General features: G+C 39.9%; 20 protein-coding genes. 9 read left to right on the forward strand and 11 right to left on the reverse strand.

Going from position 1 to position 22,581, the window contains the following annotated elements:
- Positions 1–207: 207 nt before the first annotated feature.
- Complete coding sequence (locus IAE19_RS14740; RefSeq protein WP_200461670.1) at positions 208–471, reverse strand: hypothetical protein; 264 nt, start codon at positions 469–471, stop codon at positions 208–210.
- 371 nt (positions 472–842) lie between these two features.
- Complete coding sequence (tyrS, locus tag IAE19_RS14745; RefSeq protein ID WP_200461671.1) at positions 843–2,075, reverse strand: tyrosine--tRNA ligase; 1,233 nt, start codon at positions 2,073–2,075, stop codon at positions 843–845.
- 61 nt (positions 2,076–2,136) lie between these two features.
- Between tyrS and IAE19_RS14750 the strand changes: the two genes are divergently transcribed.
- Positions 2,137–3,267, forward strand: coding sequence for an anhydro-N-acetylmuramic acid kinase (locus tag IAE19_RS14750; protein WP_200461672.1), 1,131 nt, complete (start codon positions 2,137–2,139; stop codon positions 3,265–3,267).
- 70 nt (positions 3,268–3,337) lie between these two features.
- On the opposite strand, the gene erpA is transcribed toward IAE19_RS14750, so the two are convergent.
- The 4 genes from erpA to IAE19_RS14770 form a co-directional block, all read right to left on the reverse strand.
- On the reverse strand, positions 3,338–3,673 hold the full coding sequence (gene erpA, locus IAE19_RS14755) for an iron-sulfur cluster insertion protein ErpA (RefSeq protein ID WP_200461673.1): 336 nt from the start codon (positions 3,671–3,673) through the stop codon (positions 3,338–3,340).
- 122 nt (positions 3,674–3,795) lie between these two features.
- Positions 3,796–4,800: a putative solute-binding protein gene (locus IAE19_RS14760; RefSeq protein WP_200461674.1), complete on the reverse strand. Its 1,005-nt coding sequence runs from the start codon at positions 4,798–4,800 to the stop codon at positions 3,796–3,798.
- A gap of 279 nt (positions 4,801–5,079) precedes the next feature.
- Positions 5,080–6,084, reverse strand: coding sequence for a putative solute-binding protein (locus IAE19_RS14765; protein WP_200461675.1), 1,005 nt, complete (start codon positions 6,082–6,084; stop codon positions 5,080–5,082).
- Positions 6,085–6,342: 258 nt separating this feature from the next.
- Positions 6,343–7,350 carry a putative solute-binding protein gene (locus tag IAE19_RS14770; RefSeq protein WP_200461676.1) on the reverse strand — a complete coding sequence of 336 codons (1,008 nt, stop codon included), beginning with the start codon at positions 7,348–7,350 and terminating at the stop codon, positions 6,343–6,345.
- A 256-nt stretch (positions 7,351–7,606) separates the two neighbouring features.
- Here IAE19_RS14770 and IAE19_RS14775 point away from each other — a divergent pair, with 256 nt between their 5' ends.
- Together IAE19_RS14775 and IAE19_RS14780 are read left to right on the forward strand one after the other, a co-directional pair.
- Complete coding sequence (locus IAE19_RS14775) at positions 7,607–9,541, forward strand: ATP-binding cassette domain-containing protein (RefSeq protein ID WP_200461677.1); 1,935 nt, start codon at positions 7,607–7,609, stop codon at positions 9,539–9,541.
- 386 nt (positions 9,542–9,927) lie between these two features.
- The gene (locus tag IAE19_RS14780) at positions 9,928–10,164 is read left to right on the forward strand and encodes a DUF2171 domain-containing protein (protein ID WP_200461678.1); all 237 of its coding nucleotides are present in this window, start codon (positions 9,928–9,930) and stop codon (positions 10,162–10,164) included.
- Between the two features lie 87 nt (positions 10,165–10,251).
- Here IAE19_RS14780 and gyrB read toward each other — a convergent pair whose 3' ends face one another.
- From gyrB to dnaA, 4 genes are all read right to left on the reverse strand, one after another.
- Complete coding sequence (gene gyrB, locus IAE19_RS14785; RefSeq protein WP_200461679.1) at positions 10,252–12,720, reverse strand: DNA topoisomerase (ATP-hydrolyzing) subunit B; 2,469 nt, start codon at positions 12,718–12,720, stop codon at positions 10,252–10,254.
- Positions 12,721–12,767: 47 nt separating this feature from the next.
- A complete protein-coding gene (recF, locus tag IAE19_RS14790; protein WP_200461680.1) occupies positions 12,768–13,850 on the reverse strand; it encodes a DNA replication/repair protein RecF in 1,083 nt (360 codons plus the stop codon).
- A 15-nt stretch (positions 13,851–13,865) separates the two neighbouring features.
- Complete coding sequence (gene dnaN, locus IAE19_RS16670) at positions 13,866–15,014, reverse strand: DNA polymerase III subunit beta (protein WP_320159403.1); 1,149 nt, start codon at positions 15,012–15,014, stop codon at positions 13,866–13,868.
- A 90-nt stretch (positions 15,015–15,104) separates the two neighbouring features.
- Positions 15,105–16,499, reverse strand: a complete 1,395-nt coding sequence (dnaA, locus tag IAE19_RS14805) for a chromosomal replication initiator protein DnaA (protein WP_200461682.1) — start codon at positions 16,497–16,499, stop codon at positions 15,105–15,107.
- A gap of 666 nt (positions 16,500–17,165) precedes the next feature.
- Here dnaA and rpmH point away from each other — a divergent pair.
- The 6 genes from rpmH (at position 17,166) to IAE19_RS14835 (ending at position 22,227) form a co-directional block, all read left to right on the forward strand.
- On the forward strand, positions 17,166–17,300 hold the full coding sequence (gene rpmH, locus IAE19_RS14810; RefSeq protein WP_000831329.1) for a 50S ribosomal protein L34: 135 nt from the start codon (positions 17,166–17,168) through the stop codon (positions 17,298–17,300).
- Positions 17,301–17,336: 36 nt separating this feature from the next.
- On the forward strand, positions 17,337–17,729 hold the full coding sequence (gene rnpA / locus IAE19_RS14815; RefSeq protein ID WP_200461683.1) for a ribonuclease P protein component: 393 nt from the start codon (positions 17,337–17,339) through the stop codon (positions 17,727–17,729).
- Positions 17,730–17,738: 9 nt separating this feature from the next.
- A complete protein-coding gene (gene yidD / locus IAE19_RS14820; protein ID WP_200461684.1) occupies positions 17,739–18,059 on the forward strand; it encodes a membrane protein insertion efficiency factor YidD in 321 nt (106 codons plus the stop codon).
- 5 nt (positions 18,060–18,064) lie between these two features.
- A complete protein-coding gene (yidC, locus tag IAE19_RS14825) occupies positions 18,065–19,813 on the forward strand; it encodes a membrane protein insertase YidC (RefSeq protein ID WP_200461685.1) in 1,749 nt (582 codons plus the stop codon).
- 99 nt (positions 19,814–19,912) lie between these two features.
- Complete coding sequence (mnmE, locus tag IAE19_RS14830) at positions 19,913–21,268, forward strand: tRNA uridine-5-carboxymethylaminomethyl(34) synthesis GTPase MnmE (RefSeq protein ID WP_200461686.1); 1,356 nt, start codon at positions 19,913–19,915, stop codon at positions 21,266–21,268.
- A gap of 257 nt (positions 21,269–21,525) precedes the next feature.
- Positions 21,526–22,227, forward strand: a complete 702-nt coding sequence (locus IAE19_RS14835; protein ID WP_200461687.1) for a DsbC family protein — start codon at positions 21,526–21,528, stop codon at positions 22,225–22,227.
- Between the two features lie 54 nt (positions 22,228–22,281).
- On the opposite strand, the gene IAE19_RS14840 is transcribed toward IAE19_RS14835, so the two are convergent.
- The gene (locus tag IAE19_RS14840) at positions 22,282–22,536 is read right to left on the reverse strand and encodes a GlsB/YeaQ/YmgE family stress response membrane protein (protein ID WP_200461688.1); all 255 of its coding nucleotides are present in this window, start codon (positions 22,534–22,536) and stop codon (positions 22,282–22,284) included.
- Positions 22,537–22,581: the final 45 nt, after the last annotated feature.

A 22,581-nucleotide genomic window follows, 5' to 3' on the forward strand; every position in this document is an offset into this window, starting at 1 on the left:
TGTTTCGCGTCGGGATGCTGCGTATTCTATACATTTTGTAAATCAACGCAACCCCTGAAAGCATTTATTTTCAATAGATGCGCTTTTTTTCATCGATTCCGCTTTAAGCGTTCAACAAATGAACGTAAATTGATTATTCTTCAAACCAATCATAAAAAAAGTACATGTGAACATGTACTTTTTGGAGTGTATTACCCATATGATGAGTCAATGAATATGGTAATTACCTCGTACATCAATGACTTCTCGAATCATTTGCTGTCTACCCACATAGCTTTCCCCAAAGAAAAATAGTTTTGCTCGGTAAGGTAATCTTGACATGACCATACTCGATAATTGGTAATTTTCAACAACATCTAATTTATCTAGATAATAATGTGCTAATAAATACTGTTGTTCTTCGATAGCAACAGGATCTGTGTCAAATAAAAAAGTGATTAGCCAGTTGAGGTGTTGTTGATCAAATCCCATGGATAGCTCTCCTCTCGTTGTTTTTATCCACTAAATCATAGTTTTACTACATGCATATCATTTTCATTGAATAAATTTTATCTAAATGTTGCGGGTAGATAATGTATTCTCCTTAAACATGTAGCAGATTTTCTGTTTAATTTATTTATACCGTAGTTTTTTATTTTTTACAGGATTTATTTGGCTTTTGCTAAAAGAATAAAATGGATCTAATTTCCACTGTGTTTGCACTATTTTTATGTATTTATGCTAATAATCAAAGTGATAATCACCATAGTTGTACAGGCCATATTCATAATTTAACAAAGCCTTATATTTGATAAATAAAAAAAGCAGACTTAAAGCCTGCTTTTTTTAGGAAGTTAACAAACTTAATCTGTAAATATTACTCGAGCAATGGCTTTTTTACCCGCCTGAATAATATATGTCTTGTTCTCTTTCACTGAAAAATTTGCATCGACCACATTCCAGTCAACTTTAACTGCTCCGCGCGCTACGGCATCTTTGGCTTGAGCGGCATTTTTGGTCAGACCTGCCAAACGCAGAATAGAAGCAATAAAGATTTCTCCAGCAAACTCACCACGAGAAATAATAATTTCAGGCGTATCTTCTGGCACTTCACCGTCAGTAATAATATTACCTGCGCCTTTATGAGCATTTGCTGCTGCTTTGGCGCCATGAAAACGTTCTACTAGTTCAATTGCAAGAATTTTCTTCAATTCTTGTGGATTACGACCATCAGCCATTTCTTTAAGCAGACTTTGAATCTCATCCATGGATTTAAAGCTGAGCAACTCAAAATAACGTTCAATCAGCGTATCCGGCATAGATAACACTTTTTGATACATCGCACCTGGTGCATCAAATACGCCAATATAATTGCCCATTGATTTGGACATTTTATTGACACCATCTAAACCTTCAAGAATTGGAACAGTAATACAAACCTGAGAGTCCTGCCCATAACGCCCTTGTAAGGTACGTCCCATTAATAAATTAAAGGTTTGGTCTGTTCCACCTAGTTCTACATCAGCTTCAAGTGCAATCGAATCGTAACCCTGTACCAGTGGATATAAAAATTCGTGAATCGCAATCGGCTGATGGTTATTATAACGCTTCGTGAAGTCATCACGCTCTAGCATACGTGAAACAGTTTGCTGACTAGCTAATTGAATGAGATCAGCTGCTGATCTTTGATTAAACCATTCTGAGTTAAAACGAACTTTGGTTTTATTGGGATCAAGAATTTTAAAAACCTGTTCCTGATAGGTTTTGGCATTAGCCTCTACCTGTTCACGCGTCAACGGCGGACGTGTCGCACTTTTACCCGTTGGGTCACCAATCATGGCAGTATAATCGCCAATTAAGAACGTAACTTCATGTCCTAGATCCTGAAAAGTTTTGAGCTTATTGATCAACACCGTGTGACCAAAATGCAAGTCTGGTGCAGTAGGATCAAAACCAGCCTTAATTTTTAAAGGACGATTTTCCTTGAGTTTCTTTAACAGATCCTCTTCGGAAATAATTTCATGAGTGCCTCGTTGAATGAGGGCAAGCTGTTCTTCAGCAGGCAAGAAATTTGACATCACAAAACCTAAACACATCAGTTATTCAATTTGTGCGATATACTAACACTTTTTCAGCAGATTGCAGGCGAAGTTACTCATGACATCGATCTATATTGGGGTAATGACCGGTACCAGCATGGATGGGGTCGATTTCGTTGCTGCCTCATTTGATCCCTTACATCTTCATGCAACTTTGACTATTCCTTTTGAACCTGAGTTACGTGATGAGCTTATGGCGCTTACTTTGCCAGGGGATAATGAAATTGATCGAATGGGTAAGGCTGATGTGACACTTGCCACGCTGATTGGTCAAGGTATTAATAAACTGATCGAAAAGAATCAATTAGATCGTAATCAAATTAAAGCAATTGGCTCGCATGGACAAACTATTCGTCATCGTCCTGAACATGGATTTACCCTGCAAATTGGTGATCCCAATATAATTACGGAAATTACTCAGATTCCTGTGATTTCTGATTTTCGACGTCGCGATATGGCTGCAGGTGGACAGGGCGCGCCTTTAGTACCTGCATTTCATCAAGCGATTTTTCAACATTCAACGATTCACCGCGTTATTTTAAATCTGGGTGGCATTGCCAATGTCAGTATGCTGCCCGCAGGGCTGCCTGAAGATGTCTATGGCTTTGATACAGGACCTGCCAATATTTTAATGGATGCATGGTGCGAACGTTATACTGGCCACCCTTATGATGAAAATGGTAACTGGGCAGCTTATGGTCAACCCATTCGCGGACTATTAGAACGTTTGCAAGCCCATGAGTTTTTTTCAAAGGAACCGCCAAAAAGTACGGGCCGTGAAGACTTTAATATTGACTGGTTAGATGATCAGCTTGCAGACTGGCGTAATGATGAGCTGGAATATGATGAGCTAGAAGATACCCCAGAAAATGTACAAGCAACTTTACTGAAACTCACCACTCGTGCGATTAAAAAAGCAATTTATCGTTCTGATCTTGATACGGGTGAAGTTTACGTGTGTGGTGGTGGTGCTTATAACTCACATTTATTGGAGCAATTGCGCTGGCGTTTGCGCAAACACAATTGGTCAGTACAAAGTACCAGTGTGCTAGGATTATCTCCAACATGGGTTGAGGCGACCGCATTTGCATGGCTAGCTATGCGCTTCATGACACAGCAAAGTGGTAACTTGCCTTCTGTTACAGGTGCCAAAGATTTTCGTATCTTAGGCACTATAACCTGTGTTTAAGCTATCGATCCATTTTGACAAAAAATCCCCAATTGGGGATTTTTTATGATCATCAGACTATAGAAAATATTTAGATGGAAAAAGATGAACCACAACCACAAGTAGTGGTAGCATTTGGGTTCTGTACAATAAAACGAGAACCTTCAAGACCTTCAAGATAATCTACAACTGAACCTATCAGGTATTGATAACTCAATGAATCAACCAACATGGTGACATCACCATTTTCAAACTTGGCATCATCTTCATTGGCGCTTTCAGCAAAATTAAAACCATAAGAAAATCCAGAACAGCCACCACCCGTCACGTAAACACGTAGCATTAAATCCTGATTCCCTTCGCTGTCACGGAGTTGACGCACTTTTTTGGCAGCATTATCTGAGATAACAAGAGCTTGGGCATTCATGATGGACATTCCTCAACCTAAATCTGATGTCTTAAAAAGAAAAAGACCATATACAGTATAACATACACAATATATGGTCAGTTCTGGAAGTTTAAACTTTATTCAGAGTATTTGTATCAGGATTATTTGTAATTTTCGTCCTGTAAAGCACACTCAAAGTTTTTCGGATTTTCTTTACAGCGGAATTGCCATAACAATTTCATCATGCGTTTATCGTAAACTCCCTTTTTGGTCAGATTAATTCGAGATTCTCGCATTAACTTTTGATAACCTGGTTGATCAGCAGCAGGCACATCCATCCAATATTTTTGTGGAATATCCGCTTTCATTTTTCCCAAAATCGTAAATGCTCTCGGTAATTGTCCTTTGACCCAATCACGTGATTTTTGACCGAATCCCGCAGGGAATTTATCAGGTCGAATGATCAAGTTTCCAGTGACCTGTAAAATAGGGTAATTCACAATCGCACCAGTTGTTCCCAAACCTTTATGTAATTCGAGCGCTTTAAATGCTGCTGCTGGGGCACCAATAATATCAACCTGATGGTTATTAAATTTTGCTCCGAAATTAGTTACATCAGCACTAACAGCCTGCGCACCAATTTGCTGAACCATAATTTTTTGTGCTTCATCATAATCTAAAACAGCAATTTTTTTGCCTGCTGCTTTGGCCACAGTATTGATATTACGGTCATTGACCAATAAATAAGCATCTCCAATCGGAATAACACCCACTACTTCATATTGACCTTGTGTCATATATTTAGAAAATGCAGGACTTGATAATCCCTGCATAATCTTCACCGCCAGCTTTAAGTCAGTAATTGCACCAATCGCATCTAGTGATCCCGTAAAGGCATTAAATTGGCGACCGCGTAAACCCGTGATACTTACTCCATCACATTTACCGGCTTTAAAATCATCTGCAATCACACTTTCATTCTGGCTAACTTTTAGTTCAATATCAGCTCCCCAGCTTTTAGCCGCTAACTGATAGTCTTTCATCAGGCTATAGACATCACCATTTTTTCCCACCAAATCAAAAACACAGATTGTTTGCTTTGCCTGCACTCCCATCGATGCTGCAAACAAACCAGCTGTCATTGCGAGCGTTTTTGACCATTTCATATGCATACCTTCCATTATTGCCTTTGTTCTTTTTTTGCTTGATGAACATGCAGTCCTGCACCTTCACATAGTCCAGTCCAATTAAAATCTATAATTTCACATTGATGTCAAATAACAGGTTTAAAACCATATAGGTTCCCTGCCGTCACTGATCCCTGTGAACTTAATTCTTTAGTTTTAGATTATCAATTTTTAAATCTGCATCAATGGCTTAACTGACAGGATTTTAGAAATAAAAAAACTCGGAAATAATTCCGAGTTTTTTCAATAAAATCAATATTATTCGCCAGGCATTGAACATTCAAAATTGGCTTTATCTACTGAACAGCGCGCTTTTTTCAACACAGACATCATGCCAGCATCATATACACCACGTTTAGTAAGATCGATACGACCATCACGTAATAGTTTTTGATATTTCAATTTGTCTTCTGGTGTTAGATTCATCTTGTATTTTGCAGGAATTTGCGCTTCCAGGCGATTGATCATGGCAAAGCTCTTCGGCAATTGTTTAATGAACCAATCACGAGATTTTTGACCAAAACCAGCAGGGAATCCTTCAGGGCGAATGACCAAGTCAGCAGTTACATGCAAGACAGGAAAATTCATCATCGCACCATTCGTGCCTAAACCTTTATTTAACTCAAGCGGCTTATAGGCATATGCTGGTGCACCAACCATATCAACCTGGCCGTTATTAAATTTTGCAGCAAAGTTAGAAATATCAGATAGAACTGCTTGTGCACCTACGCGTTGTACCATAATTTTTTGCGCATCGTCATACCCCAAGACTGCAAACTTTTTACCTGCCGCTTTTTCTACAGAGTTAATGCTTTTATCACGTACAAAAATGAAAGCCGACCCCAATGGTGCGATGCCAGCGACTTCGTATTTTTTACCGCCCAGATTTGAGGTTAATTTTGCTGCATTACGCGCATCCAGAACATAGGTAATCGCACGTTGCGCAATCTGGTTGTTTGGAACACCGCCCAACGAGTCGATCGAACCCGCAAATTTATTATATTGACGGGCACGCATGGCTGTCATGGTTACTGCATCACATTTACCAGCTTTAAAATCATTATCTGCAACTGCTTCATCCTGACGTGGAACCAGCGTAATATCAGCACCCCAGCCTTTAGCTGCCAATGCCCATTCTTCCATCATTTTATACGACTCACCTGATTTCCCTAGCAAATCGAATACACATACTGTTGCGGCTTGAGCTGTTACCGAAAAACCAGCAAGAGTGGTTGCGGCCAGAGCAAATGCGATTTTTTTCATTTTGTTATTCCTTCGTACCAAATTTCCAGTTAGGAGTATCCTTACACGGCAAATATTAATCGGGTTATTTAAAAAAAAATAGAGTATTTACTCCATTTTTTGTGGAAAAATGAATATTTATTGTACAAAATCGTGAATAATTTCTTGTTTTAAGTAATATTCAGTAAAAAATATATAAACAATACTTTAAAATATAAAGAGTTTTCTTAAACTTTTTTTATTCGATAAGAAAACTCCGAAGTCATTTTAGAAGGTCTTTTATTCGCCGCTTAGAGAACATTCAAAGTTGGTTCGTTCAACTGTGCAACGTGCGCGTTTAAGTACTGTCATCATATTCGGGTCATAAATCCCTTGTTTTGCGAGATCTATACGCCCATCGCGTAATAATTTTTGATATTTTATTTTGTCTTCATTGGATAAATTGATTTTATATTTATCAGGAATACCGGCTTCTAAACGGCGCACCATGGCAAAATTTTTCGGTAACTGATTTAGAAACCAATTACGCGATTGTGGGCCAAAATTGCTGGGAAATTTGTTTTGCCGAATAATCAAATCAGCGGTAATATTGGCAACAGGAAAGTTAATCATGGCGCCATTGTTACCCAAGCCTTTTTGAATTTCTAGCGGTTTATAAGCGTAGGCTGGAGCAGGCACAATGTCGACTTGCCCACTATTAAATCGAGCGACAAAATTTGAAATATCAGAAGCAACAGGAACCGCACCAACACGCTGACTCATAATTTTTTGCGCTTCGTCATACTGCAAGATTGCGATTTTTTTCCCTTTAGCACGTTCAAGATTATTGATATTACGATCACGTACAAACAAATAAGCCTGACCAATCTGCACAATACCGGCGACTTCGTATTTATCGCCATCCATCGTGGTGGTTAATCGATGATTGTTACGTTTATCTAATACGAAAGTAATCGCTTTTTGCGCAATAGAATTATTTGGAACAGCGCCCAGTGCATCCACCGAACCTGCAAACTTGTTGTACGGGCGGGCACGCATAGAAGTGATATACACACCATCGCATTTACCTTCACGAAAATCTTTTTCAGCCTGAGCCTCATCCTGACGTGGAATAAGATTAATATCCGCATTCCACGCTTTCGCTGCTAATGCCCATTCTTCAAGCATTTTGTATGAGTCACCTGCTTTTCCCAACAAATCAAACGCACAGACGTTAATTTGGGCATGAGTGGTCGTCATGCACCCCAACAACACTGTTGTACCCAGTATCGAAAGTCCTTTATTCATCATCGCATTCCTTTTCCGACTTGTTCTTGCTTAGTTTTTGTTCTGTACTTATTACTATAGTAAGCTTAAGTCAATAAAAATAGAGTTTTAGCTCTATTAAGTCTTAAATCCTGTAAATTTTCTGACGAAATGCATAATTTTTTTTGACACATTTCATGTTTTCGTTAAAAAATGCAAAATTGACTAAAACTTTGTCTTCTTCTGCATATCCCTTTAAAATGCTCACTTTCTTTTATGATGTAGCGTGTTCATTTCCATGATTCAGCTTGACCAGTTTTCAATTCGCCGCGGCGGACGTGTTTTATTTCAAAAAGCATCGATGCAACTGCATCCAGGCTGGAAAATTGGTTTAACAGGTGTGAATGGTGCTGGAAAATCTACTTTATTTTCAGCCCTGCTCGGTGGTATTGAAGCAGACAGTGGCAGTTTAAGCCGACCAAATATTTGGACTGTTGCCCACATGGCGCAAGAAATTAAAGCTTTAGACATGAAAGCAATTGATTTTGTGTTATCTGGAGATGAAGAATATTGGACCATTCAGAATCAACTCAATGCTCCAGAACAATTAAATAATGATCAATTGGCTGATTTATATAGCCGTTTTGATGAAATTAATGGTTATTCAGCTTCAGCTAAAGCCTCTCAACTTATGGCAGGTTTAGGTTTTTTTGAACATCAATCGCAATTAGATGTTTCCAGTTTTTCTGGTGGTTGGCGCATGCGTCTCAATTTGGCACGCACCTTAATGAGCCGTTCAGATTTATTATTGTTAGATGAACCCACTAACCACTTGGATCTCGATGCCATTTTATGGCTAGAGGACTGGCTGAATAGTTATGAAGGAACTCTGGTTCTGATTTCACATGATCGGGATTTTTTAGATGCAATTACCGATCATGTTTTACACATCGAAAATCAAGAGCTCACACTTTATACAGGAAACTATTCTACTTTTGAAACAACACGCGCTGAGCGCTTAGCACAACAGCAACAAGCCTTTGAGAAACAACAGGAAACTCGCGCACATTTACAAAAATATATTGATCGATTCAAAGCACAAGCCACCAAAGCACGTCAGGCACAAAGTCGAATCAAACAACTGGAACGGATGCAAGAACTTGCGCCCGCGCATGTGGATACGCCTTTTACGTTTAGTTTTCGTGAACCGACTAAAATGAGTTCACCACTTTTGGCATTGGAACATGCAGATATTGGTTATGCCGCTAAATTAATTGTTACCAATGTGAATCTACAAATTACGCCCACCAGCCGCATCGGATTGCTCGGTATGAATGGTGCTGGAAAATCAACTCTAATTAAATCTTTGGTGGGCGATCTTCCACTTATTCAAGGTCAACGCTATGCCTCCGAGTTACTCAATATCGGTTATTTTGCCCAACATCAAATGGATGCTTTAGATGGTAATGCCAGTCCAATGCTACAACTGTCGCGCATTGCCGATAAAAAAATCAGTGATGCCACTTTACGTGCTTTTTTAGGCAGCTTTGGTTTTAGTGGCGAACGTATGGATACGCCAAGTGAAAGCTTTTCTGGAGGAGAACGTGCGCGTTTAGCACTGGCCCTCATCGTCTGGCAACGTCCTAATGTTCTCATTTTGGATGAACCCACCAACCACTTAGACTTGGATATGCGTCATGCTTTAACTATGGCATTGCAAGATTTTGAAGGTGCAGTGGTACTGGTATCGCATGAGCGTCAATTGATTGCGAGTGTTTGTGACGAACTAATTCTGGTTCACAACGGTCATAGTCAAAGTTTTGACGGTGATTTAAATGATTATGCTCACTGGCTTCGTCAAGCACGTACTGAAATGATCAAAAAAGGGCAGCAACCTGCCACGCCTCTTGTTTCACAAGTTACTGTTCAACCCGCAACTTCAAAACTGGATAAAGAAGCTCTACGTAAAGAAGCTGCACAACGTAGAGAACAAACACGACCTATTCGTAAAAATATTGAAAAATACGAAGCTCAGATTGAAAAATTTCAGCCGCGTTTAGGTGAAATTGAAGTTTTACTGGGAGATAGTTCACTTTATGAAAGCGAGCGCAAAGAGGAACTGCTCAAACTTATGAATGAACAAACTGAACTCAAACAAAAACTGGAGCACGCTGAAGAACAAATGCTAGAACTCATGATGCAGTTGGAAGAACTCGAAAGTTCTTTTGATTAGACAATTGAGTTAGATAGTTTGACCAGAGGGCTGTATCAATTTACAGCCCGACACATTCATTTGCCTAATTTTACAAAGTGAGTGTTTCAATCAAAACATTTAAAAATATAGTCCTTTATTTTTATTAGTTTTTTTAGATTTAAAAAATTAAGATATTGATTTTAAATAAAAATATAAATTAACAGAGCTTACCCGTAATTCCTTATCTTTTGATGAAATACCTATAAAGGCTTACATAAGCCCTGTACACAGCTTCGGAAAAATCCTTAGGCTAAGTCTTAAGGCACAGCACTGATGCTGTTTTAAGTTTGAGTTAATGACTTGCCTACTTGATACAAAGATCAAGTCAATACATGAAACATCATGAAAATATGAGGGACAATCTCATGGCAACTATCAATGTACAAGATATTCAACATCATGCCGAAGTCGTTGGTTCAGATCTGCAACATGTCGGAACTGTCGATCATTTAGATGGTCAGGATAAAATCAAACTGGCTAAAAATGATCAATCTGCAAATGGGCAGCATCATTATATTCCTACTCAATGGGTACAACAGGTTCAGGGTAATCAAGTCGTACTAAATAAAACTGCGGAACAAGTGTTTCAGCAATGGCAATAAGCCAAGTTACAGGACGTGGTTATGAATAGGGAAATTCAAAAAAACAGGCGCAATTAGCGCCTGTTTTTTTGCTATTTAAAAATGCATTTATGCATCAATATCTGCATTAAGTGCATTTTCTTCAATAAAGGCACGACGTGGTTCCACATCATCGCCCATCAAGCAACTAAACATCCGATCTGCTTCAATCGCATCATCAATGGTTACTTGCAACATATTGCGATTCTCAGGATCCATCGTAGTTTCCCAAAGTTGCTCAGCATTCATCTCACCCAGTCCTTTGTAGCGCTGGATCATCATGCCTCGACGTGAATCCTGCAAGATTTGCTGCCAGACCTGATGGAAATTGCTCACATTGATCTTACGATCACCTTTCTGCAAATACGCACCTTCTTCCAGTAACTTAAACCAACTCTTGGAATTTTTCAGTAAACGCGCATATTCAGCTGAATTAAGCAAACCAGCATCTAACAGATAATGATGCGGCAAGTTATGCACATAAACTGTCACACGAGGCCAGCAATGAATTGATTTTTCTCCAGCTGGGGTTTCACGCTCAAAACTTTCCAGACTAATTTCAGGGCGTAAACTAGGCTGTAATTTTTCAATTGTCGCACGTAGCTGTTCAGCCCATTGTTCCACATAAGGACGATCCTGACTTTGATCTGCCTTGAATGGTTCCACTTCCAATAAAGCATCTAGCAAACTGGCAGGATAACGCTGAGTTAAACGTTGTAAACTTTTTTGCGAAACTTGATAATCTTCGATGACTTTTGCCAACGCTTCACCATTAATCGCAGGTGCATTGGCACTAATATGCAATTCTAGATCATCAATCGCATTAGAAATCAGGAAGCTTTCTAAAGCCTCATTATCCTTGATATAGAGTTCCTGTTTGCCCTTTTTCAATTTATACAGTGGTGGTTGAGCAATATAAATATGACCACGCTCTACCAATTCTGGCATTTGACGGAAAAAGAATGTCAGTAGAAGAGTACGGATATGCGAACCATCGACATCGGCATCGGTCATAATAATGATTTTATGATAACGCAATTTATCCGGATTATATTCTTCACGGCCAATACCACAGCCCAGTGCGGTAATCAAAGTACCCACTTCCTGACTGGAAATCATCTTATCAAAACGCGCACGCTCTACATTTAAGATTTTACCTTTGAGTGGTAAAATTGCCTGCATTTTACGATTACGTCCTTGTTTTGCACTACCACCAGCAGAGTCACCCTCGACCAGATAGAGTTCCGACAATGCCGGGTCTTTTTCCTGACAGTCCGCCAATTTACCTGGTAAACCAGCAATATCTAGCGCACTTTTACGGCGCGTCATTTCACGGGCTTTCCGTGCTGCATCACGCGCACGGGCTGCATCGATAATTTTACCTGCAATCGATTTGGCTGCTTGTGGATTTTCTAGCAAATAGGCTGAAAACTCTTTGTTCATTGCTTGTTCAACAGCAGGTTTGACTTCACTGGATACCAATTTTTCCTTGGTTTGTGAAGAAAATTTTGGATCAGGTACTTTAACCGAAATGATCGCTGTTAAACCTTCACGTGCATCATCACCCGTCACGTTGACTTTTTCTTTCTTAAGAATATTTTCATTTTCAAGATAGCTATTCAAGCCACGAGTCAACGCTGCCCGGAAACCTGCCAAATGCGCTCCGCCATCTTTTTGCGGAATGTTGTTCGTAAAACAGCGCACATTTTCTTGATAGCTGTCATTCCACTGAAGGGCCACTTCTACCGTAATGCCATTGTCAGCATCAGCAGTAAAATGAAAAATGTCATTTAAATGATTTTTGCCTTCGTTAATGTATTTCACAAACTCAGATAAACCACCAATGTAGTTGTAAACATGTTCCAGATTAATCCGTTCATCACGCAGGATAATCTTCACACCTGCATTCAAAAACGAAAGCTCACGTAAACGACGCGCTAAAATCTCGACATGGAAAATGGTTTGGCTAAAGGTGTCTGCACTTGGCCAGAAACGTACTGTTGTACCTGTGGTGTCAGTTTCACCAATCACACGCAAGGAATACTGTGGATCGCCATGTTGATATTCCTGCTCATGAATTTGCCCTGCACGATGAATGGTCAGTTGCAATTTGCTGGATAACGCATTAACTACAGATACACCCACACCATGCAGACCGCCTGACACTTTATAGCTATTGTCGTCGAACTTACCACCTGCATGCAAAATGGTCAGAATCACTTCCGCAGCGGATACACCCTCTTCAGGGTGAATATCTGTTGGGATACCACGACCATTATCAGAGACACTAACCGATTCATCTTCGTGAATGGTGACAATAATCTCATCACAATGGCCTGCCAAGGCTTCATCGATTGCATTATCGACCACCTCAAAAACCATGTGATGCAAACCTGTCCCATCATCTGTATCACCGATATACATGCCTGGACGCTTACGCACCGCATCCAGACCACGCAATACCTTGATACTAGAGGAATCATACGCCTTTTCGTGTGATTGTTCTGTTGGAGAGGCAGATTGAGACTCTGAACTCATGGTTTCTCCCTAGTAAATTATGGATCGATCCCCAGCGGGGAAAAAAATCATATGGGGACAGCATGAACCTGACCATGTTCCACATTAAACAATTGATAAGATACGGCCAGATCATTCAAATGCTGTTGTACAGCCTTTTGATCTAAAGTGGTAATAAAAACTTGGCTACCTAACTGGCTTAATCGTTCAATTAATCGCCGCTGTGCGGCATGGTCTAATTCTGCTGTCAAATCATCTAATAATACCACAGTTTCCTTATTACTCGCATGTAACATTGCAATCTGTGAAAGTTTTAAAGCCATCATCAAGAGCTTTTTCTGGCCCCGCGATAGCACATCATCGGCATCGCCTAATGAAGTTTTTAAACGCAAATCAGCGCGATGTGGACCATATTCAGTATAACGACGTTCCACATCTTTAACATGATAATGAATCAAGTCATTTAAGAGCCCTTGTTCCTGATGAAAGCCTGCCTGATAATCCAGTTCAATACTCACTTCAGGCAATAATTTCTGTAAATCCTGTTGTAAAAATAACTGCCACTCCTCAATCATCACCGTACGTTGACTATGCAACATTTCACCATACATGGCCAAAAGTTTGTTCCACGGTTCTAACTCTGCCAATGAAATCTGGCGAGAATGCTTAAGCAAACTATTACGTTGTTTTAAAGCACGAGAATATTGCTGCCAAGTTGTATAAAAATCAGGTTCCACGTGAAACATCAGCCAATCTAGCATTTGTCGCCGAGGCTTAGCCCCATGATCCAAAATATCAGTACTTTGTGGATCAATATGCTGTAAAGGTAATAATTTGGCCAATTGTCCCTGTGTCGCCACTGGATCACCATTGACCTTGATTAATTGTTCTCCTGTCGTCAGCTTACGCATCCCCACTTTTTCAGTGGCTGACTGTGCAAAAACGATCGCATCAGGCATCCCTTGTTGTATATAGTGTTTGGGCGTATAGGTGCGAAAAGAACGTCCTGTCGACAATAAATGAATTGCTTCTAGCACTGAAGTTTTGCCAGAGCCGTTGGCGCCATAAAAAATATTAAACGGCTGCAACCCAGAGAGAGCAACCGTTTTTAAATTGCGCACACGCTCGATATTTAAACGTGTTATATGCATAATCAGATTCGTTCTTTAGACACGCATCGGCATCACTACATACGTTTGATCACTATGTGCAGGATCTTGTACCAAAACAGACTGATTGGCTTCGCTCATGGTCATACTAACATCATCCCCATCCAGTACGTTTAAAACATCCAATAAATACTGGGCATTAAATGACATTTCCATAGAGGTGTTTTGATATTGAATTGCTAAATCTTCAATTGCTTCATCTTGTTCAGGGTTATTGGCACGAAGCTGTAACACATCGGGATTAAAGTTTAAGAATACTCCACGTAATTTTTCATTACTCAAAATTGCCACACGTTGCAAGGATTGCTTAAATACATCATGAGCAATTTGCGCCAGTTTATCTCCTCCACGAGGGATCACGCGGCGATAATCTGGAAATTTGCCATCAATCAACTTGGTGGTAAATCGAACCGTAATATCTCCCTGTTCTTTATCACGACTCGGAGTAGTAATTTTTACATTGAGTAATTCACGACCAATAAGCAAACTTAACTGTTCATCTTCAATGCTGAGTAAACGCTGCAATTCACCAACAGCTTTACGCGGCACAATGGCTTGGACTAATTGTGTCGCATTGGAAGATGCTAAAACCTCACATAACGCTAAACGGTGACCATCTGTAGTGACTGCACGCAATTGATTTTCATCAATTTCTAACAAAGTTCCTGTCAAATAAAAACGTACATCTTGTACTGCCATGGCAAAAGCAGTTTTTTCAAATAAACGTTTGAGTTCACGTTGCGTGACCTGAACTTGTGTACCCTGATTATTTTCAGTATTGAGTAAAGGGTAATCTTCTGCGGGTAAAGTACCCAATACAAAGCGACTATTGCCTGATTTTAAAATACAACGCTGATCTTCAGTAATTTGCAAATCAATCAATGCTGCGGTAGGCAACGATTTACAGATATCCATCAATTTACGCGCTGGAACTGTGGTTTCTCCCGCTTGCAAGCAAGCTCCTTCAGCTAGGGTGGTACTCGCGACTAACTCGACCTCAAGGTCTGAACCAGTAATGGTTAAGGCCTGATCAGTCGCCTGAATTTTAACGTTTGAAAGAATATTTAAGGTATGACGACGCTCCACCGCTCCAACAACATGGGATAGAACATTGACTAAACTTTCTTTAGCGATTTTCAAACGCACAATTCATTCCTCTAACAACTGAAGGCATTATTTCATTTTTTAGCTGTGTACTATGCGGGAGTTGATACGACTTTGCAACTGCCCAGATATTTAACTTTGCAGTAAACGCAATAAGTTTTTATAGTCTTCGTTAAAGATAGGATCTTCATCTTTCAAACTTTGTACTTTTTCACAGGCATGCATGACAGTACTATGGTCACGCCCACCAAAGGCCATACCAATTTCAGGAAAACTATCCCCTGTTAATTCACGAGCCAATCCCATCGCTAACTGCCTAGGACGCGCATAAATCCGAGTACGTTTAGGACCCACCAATTCTTTCAGTGGAATGCGAAAATACTCACTCACCACACGCTGAATATTTTCAACGCTAATAGTACGGGCACGGATAGCCAACACATCTTTTAAAGATTCTCTCACCACATCCAGATCAATCTGCGAGCCTTTAAAACGCGCAATTGCAACGACCTTATTCAAAGCACCTTCTAATTCACGGACATTGGCAACCACTTGCTGGGCAATAAACAAAGCACAATTACGCGGCAAATCAACACCACTGTTTTCAGCTTTTTTTAGTAATATCTCAATACGTGTTTCAATATCAGGTGGTTCAACCCCAACAGAAAGTCCCCAAGAAAAACGCGACACCAACCGTGGATCTAACTCGGTTAATTCTTTGGGATAGCGATCTGAAGTGAGAATAATTTGCTTGGACTCATCCAATAACGCATTAAACGTATAAAAGAACTCCACAAGGCTGGCTTCTTTACCTGCCAATAAATGAATGTCATCCACCAATAATAAATCTAAAGAACGGCAGTTTTTCTTAAATTCTTCTACTTTGCCTTTTTGCAATGAGGATACAAAATCTTGAACAAAGCTTTCAGCGGTCATATACATGACCCGCGCATTTGGCTTGGCCTGTAACAAAGCATTTCCCACAGCCTGCATTAAATGGGTTTTCCCCAGACCTGTCGGACCATATAAAAACAATGGATTATGCTGTGAAGCACCAAGTTGAGTTAATGCCTTACGACAGGTTTCGGCTGCCATCTGGTTAGAACGACCTTCGACAAAAAGCGAAAAAGTGAATAACGGATTAAGTAAACGTTTTTTTGAATTCAAATTTTTTGCAGTTGTTGTGGAGGTGACCTCAACAACTTCTTTTTTTACCCGAGTAGGTGCTGCAACTGTATTTAATGCAGCAGTGGTCGTTGCAGGTTGTTCGGTTGGGGACAAAATTGCCCCAGGGCGTGAATCAACCAAGATATCCACCTGACGAACACGTCCTTCGGATAATTGTTCAGCAAGAATTGAAATTAATTCAAGGTGATGTTCTTGAATATAACGTGTCCAATAAGGATTTGGAGCATATAAACGTAAGGTGTCCTCCGCCTCCTCGGCAACTAGAGGGCGGATCCACATCGCAAAGACATTATCAGAGAGCTCTTGCCGCAAGCGATTTAAGCAGTCTGTCCACAGCATGTGATTCCCCTATTTCTTTTTAAATTCAAAACTACACCTTCCCCCATTCTTTAACGAAGGGGTCGCCATTCTAACCAAGTTATCCACATCTGTCATGAACGAAACGACATAGTTTGTTCAAAAAGAATGCTTTTACGCTTTAAATTTAAATTCAAACCTGCTGTGGATAAGTTTTATCATAAGCTGGGGATAGTTTTACACCACAAGTTATCCACAATCTATAAGTTTTATAAAAACATAGTTATTCACAGCTTAATATCATGATTATTAAATTTAAAATTAAGATTTCCACAGAAAAAATGGTCTCTAATAAGAATAAATTTAAATTTTAAAATTTGAATTTAATTAATAGCATCCAGGTTGCTGTGGATAATTTAGCGAGTTATGAATTTAAATTCAAATACCCAGAGTTTGTTTTAAACCAATGTTAAAACTGTTGATAAATATGAGAATAAGCTGTGGGTATAAATAAAACAAGAGTAAATTTAATGAATTAGACTGTGTATATTTTTTGTAGACACTGATATGAAGTCGGGCTTAGACAAATTTGATTGACCTAGATAACACTGAATAAAATGTAAACTTTTTGATTTTTCATTGACAGCGCAAGTTTAGCACCATAAAATCGCGAACCTTTACAGAAAGATCATATTTGGGAGTTTCGATATGAAACGTACTTTTCAGCCCTCTGAACTAAAACGTAAACGTGTTCATGGTTTCCGTGCTCGTATGGCAACTAAAGCTGGTCGTCAAGTATTAGCTCGCCGTCGTGCAAAAGGTCGTCACAGTTTAACTGTTTAATTTATTTAAATCGTTATTATTACACGATCGGGTGTTATGGCACTTTATAGCTTCGGTACAAATGTACGCTTACATTGCGCTGCTGATTTTAAAAGTGTGTTTGATGGTGCGCTTTTTAAAGTGCATCAACCCCATTTTTTATTTTTGGCAAAACCTTCTGAACAGTGTAAAAGCCGTTTAGGATTGGTTGTTGCCAAAAAAAAAGTGCGTCGTGCGCACGAAAGAAATCGAATAAAACGACTTGCACGTGAAAGCTTTCGTTTGCATCAACAACAATTAGCGCTTATTGATATTGTAGTGATGCCAAAACTGGGCATCGAAACGGTATCTAATGCTGATCTGACTCAGCAACTTCAATTGGCTTGGCGTAAATTAAACCGTCTTGCTCACAAGCATCAAAACGCTGTCTCTCCCTCACATCAAAATTAGAGATGACCAATGGTATCTATCCTGCATTGGTTGATTCGATTTTACCAAATTGCCTTGAGTCCTTTGCTTGGACCTCGTTGTCGCTATATGCCAACCTGTTCGCAATATGCACTAGAAGCAGTTCATTTACATGGTGCGATCAAAGGAAGTTGGTTGGCGTTTAATCGTGTCTGTCGATGTCATCCTTGGGGAGGAAGTGGATATGATCCTGTACCTACAAAAGCAATTCGTTTTATTTCATTTCAGCAAATAGATTCTCAAAAGCCTCACGTTGCTGTACCCTTTCGTGAGCGTTTATTAAACCAAAATCACTTTAACCACTTGGGATAATTGATATGCAACAATGGGCCAGGTTTGCGATTCTCGGAGCCATGTTTGTCACAGCATATTTGCTTATCTTGGCTTGGCAAAAAGATTATGGTCATAGCACAACTTCAGCTCAGCCTGCGCCTGCCGCAGTTGTTGCATCCCATGAAGTTTCTGCGGACCTGCCAAATAGCCAGACTACGGCAACATCGACAGATGTGCCACAAGCGAATATTGCGACGCAACAAGTTACAGATGCCACAGCACCTGTGAATCAACAGCTTATTTCAGTACAAACTGACCTTTATCACCTTTGGATCAATCCTAAAGGTGGTGATATTGTGCGTATTGAATTACTCAATCATGATAAAGACAAAAACAGCGACCAGCCTTTTGTGATGCTGGAAAGCGATGCCAAACGCACTTATGTGGCTCAATCTGGTTTAATTGGATTAAATGGTCCGGATAGTAGTCGCCAAGGTCGTCCACAGTATGAAGTTGAAAAAGCTACGTACACATTGGCAGATGCTAAAGACAGTCAAAACAAAGACGGCAAAACTGAAAAAGTTCTGACGGTACCAATGGTCTATAAAACGGCTGATGGTGTTGAAATCATTAAGCGTTTCACCTTTAAGCAGGGTGATTATCCAGTGGTTGTAAGCTATCAGGTGGTGAACCGTAGTGCGCAAAACTGGCAAGGTCAGATGTTTGGACAGATCAAGCGTGATAACTCAGAAGATCCAGGTAAATCTGACCAGGGTATCTTTACCTTGGGCACTTTCCTTGGTGGCGCTTGGGGGACCCCTGAAGAACACTACAATAAGCTTAAATTTGCTAATTTCTCTGATGAAAAATTAAATGTTGATGCCAAAGGCGGTTGGGTCGCGATGGTGCAACATTATTTTGTTAGTGCTTGGATTCCGGGTCATTTTGGTGATCAAGCGTATACTGCTAAATTAGAATCACGTAAATCTGCCGATAATATGAACTTGATTGGTTTTACTTCGCCGACAATTAATGTCCCTGCGGGTAAAACAATGACGGTCGATGCTACTTTCTATTCGGGTCCAAAAATTCAGTCCGAACTGAAAGATTTGGCGGTTGGTTTGAATCAAACGGTTGATTATGGTTGGTTATGGCCGATTGCTAAATTACTGTTCCTTGGGCTGCAATTTTTCCATAGCATTGTAGGAAACTGGGGTTGGTCAATTATTCTTTTGACCGTTTTAGTTAAATTGATTCTGTGGCCACTATCTTCAAAAAGCTATCGTTCAATGGCAAAAATGCGTGTAATTGCACCTGAGATGCAACGCATGAAAGAAGAGTTTGGTGAAGATCGCATGCGTTTCTCTCAGGAAATGATGGCGCTTTATAAACGTGAGCAGGTCAATCCGCTTTCAGGCTGTTTACCCTTGTTGCTGCAAATGCCAATTTTCCTTGCCCTGTACTGGGTATTAATGGAAAGTGTGGAGTTACGTCATGCACCTTGGATGCTCTGGATTCAGGATTTATCAGCAATGGATCCATGGTTTATCTTGCCATTATTGATGGGGGCGACGATGTTTATTCAGCAAATGCTGAATCCGCAACCTGCTGATCCAATGCAGGCTAAAGTATTCCGTATTATGCCGATCATTTTCACCGTATTCATGTTGTTCTTCCCATCAGGTTTGGTCTTGTATTGGATTGTGAACAACAGTATTACGATTCTTCAGCAATGGTTTATCAATAAAAACGTTGCTAAAAATCGCCCAGCTGCACCAGAAGCGAGTTCTTAAACTTCTTCTGGCTCATAGGGGCTGATAAAATCCGCTTAAGATGATAATCTTGAGCGGATTTTTTATTTCAAAGTTTTGTACTATTTTTAGGTCACCATTATGCATGCACAAACCACCATTACTGCGATTGCCACCCCTCCTGGTCGTGGTGGTGTGGGGGTAATTCGTCTTTCTGGGCCTCAAGCTTTTGCCATTGCTCAGGCTTTAATAGGAAAAACTTTACCTGCGTCACGTATGGCTGGTTTTCGCCAATTTTATGATGCGGTTGGCGAAGTAATGGATGAGGGTTTAGTACTGTGCTTTCCAAATCCACATTCATTTACAGGCGAAGATGTCGTGGAGTTACAGGGGCATGGTGGACCTGTTATTCAAAATGCTTTGCTGGCTCGTTTATTTGAATTGGGGGCTAAGGCTGCCAAAGCAGGTGAGTTTTCCATGCGCGCCTTTGAAAATGGAAAACTGGATCTAGTACAGGCCGAAGCGATTGCAGATTTGATTGATGCTACCTCACAGGCGGCCGCACGTTCCGCTGTTCGTTCGCTACAGGGCGCTTTTTCAACCAAAATTAATACGGTTTTAGAACAGTTAATTCATTTACGCTTACATGTTGAAGCTGCGATTGATTTTCCGGAAGAAGAGATTGATTTTTTGGCTGATGGCAAAATCTTGGCTTTGCTGGATAATGTCAAACAAGCGGTTCAAGCGGTTCAGCAATCAGCACGACAAGGTCAATTGCTACGCGAAGGCTTACAAGTGGTGATCGCGGGTAAGCCAAATGCAGGGAAATCAAGTTTATTGAATGCCTTGGCAGGCAATGAGCGAGCGATTGTGACAGATATTGCTGGTACCACCCGTGATGTTTTGCATGAAAAAATAAGTTTAAATGGGTTGCCAATTACGTTGACTGATACTGCAGGTTTACGGGAAACAGGTGATATTGTCGAAAAAGAAGGCATTCGTCGTGCGATTAAAGAGATCGAACAGGCAGATCTTTTATTACTGGTATATGACTTAAGTCAAAGAGATGATCCTTTGCAGCTTGCAGAGGAATATTTTAAAGATCATCTTGAACCAAAGCGTTTGATCTTAATTGGTAATAAGTCTGATTTAATTGAACAAACAGCACGCAATGATCAATATCAGGGTTTTCGGCATGTCATGGTATCGGCCAAACAAGAAACAGGTGTACAAGGTCTCATAGAGACGATTACAGCGCATGCAGGTTTTCAGCCAGAGGAAGACACATTTATTGCCAGAACACGTCATCTGGACGCAATGAAGCGCACTCAGCACTACCTGGATGAGGCGCGTGAGCAGCTGGTGGTTTTCCATGCAGGTGAGCTTGTCGCTGAATCTTTACGTTTAGCGCAAAATGCATTAGGTGAAATTACGGGTGACTTTAGTGCGGATGATCTATTAGGTAAGATTTTTGGATCATTTTGTATCGGAAAATAAAAAAACACTCATGATGTTTTGATCATGAGTGTATGGAGAGTTTCGGAATCTATTCAGCTTAAACCTATTTCAATTAGGTTGCGTATAAGTTGTGTGAAAATGATTGTAATTTTAAACGACTCAATCTGTGAGTTTAGTTCATTAAAAAAGGTTTCACGTGAAACATAAGACCACTGTTAAAGTTTCAAAGAAAATATAACAGAGCTTCAACCTGTTTATTTTACAATACCGCTTTGATTTATGTTGAGCGTGATGCAATGTATAAAATTTTACTGGCCATCTTATTGGGTACATGGGCTTTTTCAAGTCAAGCCAATGTAGAAAACGTGCAAGCCCAACTAAAACAAAAATATCCTAAGTTAAATATCGAAAATATTCAAAAAACTGAGATGCAGGGCTTGTATAGTGCAACACTGGATAATCAGATTATTTACATGGGTGAAAATGCTGAGCATATCCTGATTGGTTACATGATCCGTTTAAACGATCAGCATAATTTGACTAAAGATTTAGTAGTAAAAAATAAAACGATAGATTGGAGTCGTTTGCCTTTACAGGATGCTATCAAGACGGTAAAAGGAAATGGAAAGCGTCAAATTGCAGTTTTTTCTGATCCAAATTGTCCATATTGTAAGCAACTGGAAAATCAGTTTGACCAACTAACCAATGTCACGATTTATACATTTATTTATCCAATTCGTAGCCAATCTGTGCAACCTTCCAAACAGGTTTGGTGTGAAGCAAACCGAGCCTATGCATGGAATAATCTTATTCGTAAAGGTATTTCCCCGCAAAGTGCAGCAACTTGTGCGAATCCCATTGATCGAAATTTAAAACTTGGTCAGGAGTTAGGAATACAAGGAACACCAACCCTAATTTTTTCAAATGGATTTAAAGCCGCTGGGATTCAATCTGCGCAACAGATTGAGGATTTATGGAAAGAGTTTAAATTACAATAATCAAAAAAATAAATAAAAAAAGCACCGAAAGGTGCTTTTGCTCGAGATTGATCTTTAAGCTGCTTTTTTACTAATTAAATTGTAAATAAACAGGATAATGATGGCTCCAATAATCGAGGCGATAAAACCTGCACTGGAGTTTTCACCGTAAAGTCCCAAAAAGCGTCCACCATAAGTAGCTAATAAGGAACCTGCGATCCCGAGTAAAGTCGTTACAATAAATCCTGCTTTGTCTTCACCAGGATGGATGGCGCGTGCAATGAGACCCGCAATAAAACCGACAACAATAGCAACGATAAATGACCACATAAGATATTCTCCTTGTTGTGCTTATTCTGGTTTTACAAGTGCTTG

Origin of the sequence: Acinetobacter sp. S40, assembly GCF_016624705.1 — a bacterium.
In the GTDB taxonomy this organism is placed as follows: Bacteria; Pseudomonadota; Gammaproteobacteria; order Pseudomonadales; family Moraxellaceae; genus Acinetobacter.